Source organism: Pseudomonas sp. SDT291_1_S447 (assembly GCF_054070155.1).
On record NZ_JBSVXS010000165.1, the window covers coordinates 1 to 8,828 of the forward strand.

Below are 8,828 nucleotides of genomic sequence, written 5' to 3' on the forward strand. Positions count from 1 at the left end.
TTGGAATGCGATCCCCTGTGGGAGCGAGCCTGCTCGCGAAGGCCGCACCGCAGTTTTCAGATCAGACACAAAAAACCCCGCAGGGCTCACGCCCTCCGGGGTTGTTTTTTACTCACCGGCTTACAACTTGGCGATCGACACCTCGGTGGATTTCACAAAGGCGATCACTTCGCTGCCGACCACCAGTTCCAGCTCTTTGACCGAGCGGGTGGTAATCACCGAAGTAACGATGCCGGAAGCGGTCTGCACGTCGATTTCCGACAGCACGTCACCGAGGACGATTTCCTTGATCGAGCCTTTGAACTGGTTACGGACGTTGATGGCTTTGATAGTCATGATATTTCTCCTGAGGTCGAAATAAGCGGCAAGTGGCAAGCTTCAAGCGGCAAGCAAAAGCACAGCGCTTCTACTTGTAGCTTGTAGCTTGAGGCTCGCAGCTGCTTCATTGCGCCCAACGCAGTTGCGTAGGCAGTGGTGAAACAGGTTCCGGCTCTGGCGGTTCGCCAGGCAGGGAGAGAACACGGTTAAGCACTTCGGTTTCCAGCGCTGCGAGTCTGTGCGAACCACGCACTCGCGGCCGCGGCAGTTCGACATGCAGATCGAGGCCGACTTCGCCGTCCTCGATCAGAATCACCCGGTCAGCAATCGCCACCGCTTCGCTGACGTCGTGGGTCACCAGCAGCACCGTGAAGCCGTGTTGCTGCCACAGACGTTCGATCAGTTGCTGCATTTCAATCCGGGTCAGCGCATCCAGTGCGCCGAGCGGTTCGTCGAGCAACAGCAGGCGCGGTTGATGGATCAGCGCGCGAGCCAGCGCAACGCGCTGCTTTTGTCCGCCCGACAACGCCGCCGGCCATTCATTGGCGCGATCGGCCAGGCCCACCGCGTCCAGTGCTTCGAGAGCCTTCGGACGCCAGTTGCCTTTGAGGCCAAGACCGACGTTGTCGATGATCTTTTTCCATGGCAGCAGACGTGCTTCCTGGAACATCAATCGGGTGTCTTCCCGCGCATCGCTGAGCGGCGCAGAACCGGCCAGCAAGTCGCCGCCAGTCGGCTGATCAAGCCCAGCGAGCAAACGCAGCAAGGTACTTTTGCCACAGCCACTGCGCCCGACCACGGCGACAAACTGCCCCGCCGGAATGTGCAGATCGATGTCACGCAGCACCTGCCGCGCGCCGAAGGTTTTCTGCAGGTTGCGCACCGCCAGCGGAATCCCGCGCAACAGGCGTGGAGGTTGTTGAGCAGTCATGCCGCACCTCCTTTGGCAACCTGATAAGCCGGGTGCCAACGCAACCACACTCGCTCAAGTCCACGGGCCGCGAGGTCGGCGAGTTTGCCGAGCACCGCGTAAAGCAGGATCGCCAGCACCACCACGTCGGTCTGCAAAAACTCGCGGGCGTTCATCGCCAGATAGCCGATGCCGGAGCTGGCGGAAATAGTTTCGGCGACGATCAGCGTCAGCCACATAAAGCCCAGGGCGAAGCGCACACCGACCAGAATCGAAGGCAGCGCGCCCGGCAGAATCACCTGCCAGAACAGGCTGAAACCGCTCAAGCCATAACTGCGCGCCATCTCCACCAGCGCCGGATCAACATTGCGGATGCCGTGATAAGTGTTGAGGTAGATCGGGAACAACGTGCCCAAAGCCACCAGAAAAATCTTCGCCGACTCGTCGATGCCGAACCACAGGATCACCAGCGGAATCAGCGCCAGATGCGGCACGTTGCGGATCATCTGCACCGAGCTGTCGAGCAGGCGTTCGCCCCATTTCGACAGGCCGGTGATGAAACCCAAGACCAGACCGATGCTGCCACCGATGGTGAAACCGAGGGCCGCACGCCAGCCGCTGATCGCCAGATGCGTCCAGATTTCGCCGCTGCGCACCAGGCTCACGCCGGCTTCGATCACCGCCACCGGTGCCGGCAGAATCCGTGTCGACAACCAACCGGCCGACACCGACAACTGCCACACCGCCAGCAGCAATACCGGCAATGCCCAGGGCGCGAGGCTGTGGATGATTTTCTTCATGGCGCGCCTCAGCTCTGCGACGCGGCTTTGGGAAGAATGTCGTTGGCGACCATCTCGCCGAACGGACTAACGTAACCGGCACTTTTCGGCAGTTCCGGACGCTCGATGTCGAGGTGCGGGAACAGCAGCTCAGCGACGCGATACGATTCTTCGAGGTGTGGATAACCGGAGAAGATGAAGGTATCGATGCCCAGATCGGCGTATTCCTTCACACGCGCAGCCACGGTCGGGCCGTCGCCGACCAGCGCCGTGCCGGCACCGCCACGCACCAGACCGACGCCGGCCCAGAGGTTCGGGCTGACTTCGAGGTTGTCGCGACTACCGCCATGCAGCGCGGCCATGCGTTGTTGACCGACCGAATCGAAACGCGCCAGCGACGCTTGAGCGCGAGCGATGGTGTCGTCATCCAGATGCGAGATCAGCCGATCCGCCGCTTGCCACGCTTCAGCGTTGGTTTCACGAACGATCACGTGCAGACGAATGCCGAAGCGTACGGTGCGGCCGAGCTTGGCGGCTTTGGTGCGAACTTGGGCGATCTTCTCGGCCACCGCTGCTGGCGGCTCGCCCCAGGTCAGGACCATTTCCACTTGTTCAGCAGCCAAGTCCTGCGCCGCTTCCGACGAGCCACCGAAGTACAACGGCGGACGCGGTTGCTGGATCGGCGGATAGAGCAACTTGGCGCCTTTCACGCTGATGTGCTGACCTTCGTAATCGACGGTTTCGCCTTCCAGCACACGACGCCAGATGCGGGTGAACTCCACCGAGGCTTGATAGCGTTCTTCGTGGCTGAGGAACAGACCGTCACCGGCCAATTCTTCCGGGTCACCACCAGTCACCAGATTGAACAGCGCACGGCCGCCGGACAGACGATCCAGCGTGGCGGCCTGCCGCGCCGCGACCGTCGGGGAAATGATCCCGGGGCGCAGGGCAACGAGGAATTTCAGGCGCTGGGTCACCGGGATCAGCGACGCTGCCACCAGCCACGAGTCTTCGCAGGAACGGCCGGTGGGAATCAGCACACCGCCGAAGCCCAGACGATCCGCTGCTTGCGCGACCTGTTGCAGATAACCGTGGTCGACGGCGCGAGCGCCTTCGGCGGTGCCAAGGTAATGGCCGTCGCCGTGGGTAGGCAGGAACCAGAAGATATTGAGGCTCATGGAGTGGTCTCCTTGGGGATTCGAATTACTGCGCTTTAGCCACAGCGGCCGGTGGTGTCCAGATCACATCCTTGATGCTCAGCGGCTTGGGAATCAGCTTGAGCTGGAAGAACGTGTCAGCGATTTTCTGCTGTGCGGCGACCACTTCCGGGGTCAGGAACAGCGCGCCGTAGCCCTGGCGTTTCACCGAGGTCAGGGTGATGTCTGCCGGCAGGCCGAGCAGTGGCGCGACTTGTTGGGTCACGTCTTCAGGGTTGGCTTTCGACCACTCGCCGACCGCGCGCACTTCCTCGACGAGGGTTTTGATCACCTGAGGATTTTTCTCGGCGTAAGGCTTGGTCGCGAGATAGAACTGATGGTTGTCGACGATGCCTTTGCCGTCGCGCAGGGTGTGCGCTTGCAGTTGTTTCTCGGCGGCGGCCTGGTAAGGATCCCAGATAACCCAGGCGTCGACGCTGCCACGTTCGAACGCAGCGCGAGCATCGGCCGGCGGCAGGAATACGGTCTGGATGTCGGTGTATTTGAGGCCGGCGTCTTCCAGTGCACGCACCAGCAGGTAGTGAACGTTGGAGCCTTTGTTCAGGGCGACTTTCTTGCCTTTGAGATCGGCCACCGATTTGATCGGCGAGTCTTTCGGCACAAGGATCGCTTCGCTGTTCGGCGCGGGTGGTTCATAAGCGACGTAAAGCAAATCGGCGCCGGCAGCCTGGGCGAAGACTGGCGGGGTTTCGCCGGTGACACCGAAGTCGATCGAGCCGACGTTCAGGCCTTCGAGCAGTTGCGGGCCACCGGGGAACTCAGTCCATTGCACGTCGACGCCTTGAGCGGCCAGACGTTTTTCCAAAGTGCCCTTGGCTTTGAGCAGCACCAGCGTGCCGTACTTCTGATAACCGATCCGAAGAGTCTCGGCTTGAGCTTGAGTGATGGCGCCGAAGGTGACAGCCGCAGCAAACAGAGCGACCAGACCACGACGCAAAAATACAGTGCGCATAGCGCTCTCCTTTTTGCTGTTGGGTTTTGGCTGCACCTGCTTGGCCGTTAGCGGCTGAGTAAGGTGAAGTACATCAAATGCGGGTGTGGCTTAAATGCTCCAGCGAGCACTCAACAAACGTTCGTTCAACAGGCCCGGTTCCAGCGGTTTCGGCCGGCGGGCCATGGCGCCGACAAACTGATCCAGCGCTTCATGCAGACGCTGCTCCAACGCCGGTGCCAGTTGCGCGGCGGCACTGCCTTCGCCGTAAGCGATCTGGCTGTCCTCGGCGAAAATCCCCTGGAGCATTTCCTGGGCTTTCAACGCCGACAACACAGGCTTGAGGGCGTAATCGACCACCAGCATGTGGGCGATGCTGCCGCCAGTGGCCATCGGCAAGACAATCTTGTGGTTCAGCGCGCGCTCGGGCAGCAGATCCAGCAGGGTTTTCAGGGCGCCGGAGAACGATGCTTTGTAAACCGGTGTGGCGATCAGCAGGCCGTCGGCGTTTTCAATCTGTTGCAGCAGGTCGAGCACCTTCGGGCTGTCGAAGCGGGCATGGAGCAAATCTTCGGCCGGGAAGTCCCGCACCTGATAACTCACCACTTCCACCCCTTGCGCCTGCAACCAGCGTTGCGAGCGTTCCAGCAGCACCCCGGAACGGGAGCGCAGGCTGGGACTGCCACCGAGTGAGACGACCAGCATTGAGACAATTCCTTAAGCGTTACAGGCGATTCGCGGGTTGCGATCTCGCTTCGATGGGAGTGACCTTACCAGCTGATTTATATATCCATAAATCATATTTATTCATTTGGTTATGCATTTTGGAGATATAAGATTCAGTTTATTCAAGGCGAAAAAAAAGGCCGTCGAAACGGCCTGAAATCCCCTGCTTAGTGGTTCCGTGGTGACTGGACTAACGCCATCGCGAGCAGGCTCACTCCTACATTTGGAATGCGTCTCCCTGTAGGAGTGAGCCTGCTCGCGATGGCGGTGGTGGCCACACCGCAAATTTCACTTGTTCGGCTGTGGGGTCAGGCGCAGGTACGGTTTCACCGCGCGATAGCCCTTCGGAAAGCGCTTTTTGATTTCGTCTTCATCCTTGAGCGAAGGCACGATCACCACCTCTTCACCGTCCTGCCAGTTGGCCGGGGTGGCCACCTTGTAGTTGTCGGTGAGCTGCAGCGAATCGATCACCCGCAAAATCTCGTGGAAGTTGCGCCCGGTGCTCGCCGGATAGGTGATGGTCAGGCGAATCTTCTTGTTCGGATCGATTACGAACAGCGAACGCACGGTCAGCGTGTCGCTGGCATTCGGGTGGATCAGGTCATACAGATCCGAGACCTTGCGATCGGCATCGGCGAGGATCGGGAAGTTGACGACCGTGTTCTGGGTCTCGTTGATGTCTTCGATCCACTTGTGGTGCGAATCCACCGGGTCGACCGACAGCGCAATGGCTTTGACGCCGCGTTTGCTGAACTCATCCTTGAGCTTGGCGGTGAAGCCCAGCTCAGTGGTGCACACCGGGGTGAAGTCCGCCGGGTGGGAGAACAGCACGCCCCAGCTATCGCCCAGCCATTCGTGGAAACGAATCTTGCCGGCGCTGGAATCCTGTTCGAAATCGGGGGCGATGTCGCCGAGTCTGAGGCTCATGGTGCTGCTCCTGATGAGTTGTTCGAGACCTCAACTGTAGCCCGTGATTTGCCATCGTGAAAAAGAATAAATAATGAGATATCTAGATCATAAGTGAATATTAAACATCTGTTCACTGGACGCTCGGCGGCATCCCGAGGAACATCGCTCGCAAGGTTCGAGAAGGCCTTGAGTTGCTGTAAAGAGGGAAATCGGGGATGGCTTACGGGGGTGGGCCTGACTCGAAAACGCAAAAGCCCCGTCCGGCGCGATGCCGGACGGGGCTTTTTTTACATCAGGTGCAGCACTCGCTATTACAGCAGCGGGATCGAGTAGCTGACGATCAGGCGGTTTTCGTCCTGCGAACGGGTGTTCGGCAGATCGGTGCGCCATACAGCGTTTTTCCACATCAGGCCGACGTTTTTGAACGGGCCTTCAGGTACGACGTAGCCGATGGTGAAATCGCGTTCCCACTCGGAACGGTTCGATGCACTTTCGCGACCATTGGTGCCAACGGTGTCGATCGAATCGCCTTTCAGGTAAACCACACCAGCGGTCAGGCCAGGTACGCCAACTTTAGCGAAGTCATACGAGTAGCGAGCCTGCCAGGTTTTCTCGCCGGCACGACCGAACTTCTGGATCTGCATGTCGGTGATGGTGTAGTTCGACGAGCCGTCGCCCTGGTTCAGCCAAGGGAAGTCGCTGCTGCCATTGGAAACCTGGTAGCCGCCACCGAAGGTGTGACCTTCAACGGTGTACAGGAACAGACCGCTGTACAGGTTGTTGTCAACTTCGCCACGACCGTTACGGAAACCGGTGTAGTTGCCGCTGCTGTAGTAAGCCGAATCAGTGCCGTTCTTGCCGTCGTCGGAGCTGTTGAAGTAACGGAAGTCGGACTTCAATACGCCCGGGCCGATTGCCCAGTTGTGAACCAGACCCAGGAAGTGCTGCTTGTAGAAATCTTCCAGGTTGCCGTAGTAGTACTGGGCAGTCAGGTCTTTGGTGATCTTGTAGTCACCACCGGCGTAGATGAACTTGTTGCTGTCACGGAACGCAGTACCACGGGTGTTGGCGCCACCGATCGACAGGTTTTCGTTGTTGCTGGAGTTACGACCTTTCACGGCTTCGATCTGACCACCGACCAGGGTCAGGTCCTTGATTTCGCCGGAAGTGATCTGGCCACCCTGCCAGGTTTGTGGCAGCAGACGACCGTCGTTGGTCACGATGACCGGGTTCTTCGGCTGCAGAGTACCCAGCTTCAGTTCAGTCTGGGAGATCTTGGCTTTGGCAGTCAGGCCCAGGCTGGAGAAGTTGTCCACCGCTTTGCCGTTGGACTCGCTCGGGAACACAGTGCCGCCGTAAGCGGTACCGCTGTTGCCGTTAGTGCCGCCGCCCGAATCCAGACGTACGCCCAGCAGGCCGATAGCGTCGATACCGAAACCAACAGTGCCTTGGGTATAGCCGGAGATGAAACGCAGATCGAAGCCTTGGCCCCACTCTTCGTTCTTGTTGGCGCCAGTGCCATCACGGTTATCGGTGTTGATGTAGAAGTTACGCAGCCCCAAAGTAGCTTTGCTGTCTTCGATGAAACCGGCGGCGCCTGCCTGCTGCGCCATAACCCCTACGGCCACAGCCAGGGCCAAGGTGGACTTGTTCATGTAAAGCTCCTCTCGTTTCTAATTCTTGTGTTCCTGGCCCGGGGTCTGATGCCCTGGGTCCTAAGATGCGCGATTAGCGCCAGACCGTGACTGACAAGTCAATCGTAACCTTGTGTGTCTACGACCAAGGTCTAATCGCAGTGATTTGGTCCGTGCAGAGTAAAGATTTCCTGATAAACCCAAAAAGAATTTATTCATTCTTTTTCATATCATTTCGGAATATGGCCATTATCGTGCCATCTCCGCCGGGAAACAGCGTATCGGCGACTAAGCTCATTCCTAAATGGTATTTGTTAGCCTTTTTTTATATCGATTAGCTTTGGCGTAACCCCGAATCGTCAAACCCTATCGAAAAGGCGACGCCATGATGGCCAAACGCGCACTATCTAGTCAATTTGTTACAGTTTGTGTGTCGGCGATGATTAGTTTTTCCGCCCATGCCGCCAACCTCACCGTGGGTTATCAAACCGGTATCGACCCGAGCAAAGTCCCCCAGGCCGACGGCGTCTACGAAAAAACCATCGGCGAGAAAATCGACTGGCGTCGCTTCAACAGTGGCCCGGAAGTTGTGACAGCCATTGCTTCGGGTGATGTGCAGATCGGCAACCTCGGTTCCAGCCCGTTGGCAGCGGCGGCCTCGCGTAATCTGCCAATTGTCGCGTTCATCGTTTCGGCGCAGATCAATGCCGCCGAAGCGTTGGTGGTGCGCAATGGCAGCGGCATCAACACACCCCAGGATCTGGTCGGCAAGACCATCGCCACGCCGTTCGTTTCCACCTCCCACTACAGCCTGCTCGGCGCTCTCAAGCATTGGGGGCTGGATAGCTCGAAAGTCAAAGTGGTGAACCTGCAACCGGCAGAGATTGCAGCGGCGTGGAAACGTGGCGATATCGATGGCGCGTTTGTCTGGTCGCCGGCGCTGGGGGAAATCCGCAAAACCGGCAAGACCCTGACCGATGCCGCGCAGGTCGGCCAGTGGGGGGCGCCGACCTTCGAGGTTTGGGTCGCGCGCAAGGATTTCGCCGAGAAGCACCCCGACGTCGTAGCGAAATTCGCCAAGGTCACGCTGGACTCATTCGCCGATTACGCGGCGCATAAAGACAGCTGGACAGCTGACTCGGTGCCGGTTCAGAAAATCGCCAAACTGACCGGTGCCAATGCCGCCGACGTGCCGGAATTGCTCGCAGGCTCAGCGTTCCCGGATGCCAAGGCGCAGCAAACCACCGCGCTGCTGGATGGCGGCACGGCGAAGGCGATTGGCGAGACGGCGAAGTTTTTGAAGGAACAGGGCAAGGTTGAAACGGTGCTGCCGGACTACTCGCCGTACGTCAGCGCGAAGTTTGTGGCGCAATAAAAGCTTCGCGAGCAGGCTCGCTCCCACAG

At 58.9% G+C, this 8,828-nt stretch carries 9 protein-coding genes; 1 reads left to right on the plus strand and 8 read right to left on the minus strand.

Features of this window, described 5'->3' with window-relative positions; all coding sequences use genetic code 11:
- Positions 1-120: 120 nt before the first annotated feature.
- The 8 genes from ACW9IR_RS27155 to ACW9IR_RS27190 form a co-directional block, all read right to left on the minus strand.
- On the minus strand, positions 121-336 hold the full coding sequence (locus ACW9IR_RS27155; protein WP_003229256.1) for a TOBE domain-containing protein: 216 nt from the start codon (positions 334-336) through the stop codon (positions 121-123).
- A 106-nt stretch (positions 337-442) separates the two neighbouring features.
- A complete protein-coding gene (gene ssuB, locus ACW9IR_RS27160) occupies positions 443-1,249 on the minus strand; it encodes an aliphatic sulfonates ABC transporter ATP-binding protein (RefSeq protein ID WP_034151971.1) in 807 nt (268 codons plus the stop codon).
- Entirely contained in the window at positions 1,246-2,028 is a 783-nt protein-coding gene (gene ssuC / locus ACW9IR_RS27165; RefSeq protein ID WP_003229260.1) for an aliphatic sulfonate ABC transporter permease SsuC, read from the minus strand. The genes ssuB and ssuC overlap by 4 nt, the downstream gene beginning before the upstream one ends.
- A gap of 8 nt (positions 2,029-2,036) precedes the next feature.
- The gene (gene ssuD / locus ACW9IR_RS27170) at positions 2,037-3,185 is read right to left on the minus strand and encodes an FMNH2-dependent alkanesulfonate monooxygenase (RefSeq protein WP_457465706.1); all 1,149 of its coding nucleotides are present in this window, start codon (positions 3,183-3,185) and stop codon (positions 2,037-2,039) included.
- Positions 3,186-3,210: 25 nt separating this feature from the next.
- Entirely contained in the window at positions 3,211-4,176 is a 966-nt protein-coding gene (locus ACW9IR_RS27175; RefSeq protein WP_034151972.1) for a sulfonate ABC transporter substrate-binding protein, read from the minus strand.
- A 90-nt stretch (positions 4,177-4,266) separates the two neighbouring features.
- The gene (gene ssuE / locus ACW9IR_RS27180; protein WP_007913832.1) at positions 4,267-4,860 is read right to left on the minus strand and encodes an NADPH-dependent FMN reductase; all 594 of its coding nucleotides are present in this window, start codon (positions 4,858-4,860) and stop codon (positions 4,267-4,269) included.
- 309 nt (positions 4,861-5,169) lie between these two features.
- Complete coding sequence (locus tag ACW9IR_RS27185) at positions 5,170-5,808, minus strand: peroxiredoxin (protein ID WP_457465708.1); 639 nt, start codon at positions 5,806-5,808, stop codon at positions 5,170-5,172.
- Positions 5,809-6,101: 293 nt separating this feature from the next.
- A complete protein-coding gene (locus ACW9IR_RS27190) occupies positions 6,102-7,445 on the minus strand; it encodes an OprD family porin (RefSeq protein WP_223026733.1) in 1,344 nt (447 codons plus the stop codon).
- A gap of 418 nt (positions 7,446-7,863) precedes the next feature.
- On the opposite strand from ACW9IR_RS27190, the gene tauA reads away from it, so the two are divergent.
- A complete protein-coding gene (tauA, locus tag ACW9IR_RS27195) occupies positions 7,864-8,799 on the plus strand; it encodes a taurine ABC transporter substrate-binding protein (protein WP_431978496.1) in 936 nt (311 codons plus the stop codon).
- Positions 8,800-8,828 lie beyond the last annotated feature (29 nt).

Excerpts from the sequence above, each read along its gene's own strand:
- ACW9IR_RS27155 (WP_003229256.1), bottom strand. The coding sequence starts at position 336 with ATGACTATCAAAGCCATCAACGTCCGTAACCAGTTCAAAGGCTCGATC.
- ssuB (WP_034151971.1), bottom strand. The coding sequence starts at position 1,249 with ATGACTGCTCAACAACCTCCACGCCTGTTGCGCGGGATTCCGCTGGCG.
- ssuC (WP_003229260.1), bottom strand. The coding sequence starts at position 2,028 with ATGAAGAAAATCATCCACAGCCTCGCGCCCTGGGCATTGCCGGTATTG.
- ssuD (WP_457465706.1), bottom strand. The coding sequence starts at position 3,185 with ATGAGCCTCAATATCTTCTGGTTCCTGCCTACCCACGGCGACGGCCAT.
- ACW9IR_RS27175 (WP_034151972.1), bottom strand. The coding sequence starts at position 4,176 with ATGCGCACTGTATTTTTGCGTCGTGGTCTGGTCGCTCTGTTTGCTGCG.
- ssuE (WP_007913832.1), bottom strand. The coding sequence starts at position 4,860 with ATGCTGGTCGTCTCACTCGGTGGCAGTCCCAGCCTGCGCTCCCGTTCC.
- ACW9IR_RS27185 (WP_457465708.1), bottom strand. The coding sequence starts at position 5,808 with ATGAGCCTCAGACTCGGCGACATCGCCCCCGATTTCGAACAGGATTCC.
- ACW9IR_RS27190 (WP_223026733.1), bottom strand. The coding sequence starts at position 7,445 with ATGAACAAGTCCACCTTGGCCCTGGCTGTGGCCGTAGGGGTTATGGCG.
- tauA (WP_431978496.1), top strand. The coding sequence starts at position 7,864 with ATGATTAGTTTTTCCGCCCATGCCGCCAACCTCACCGTGGGTTATCAA.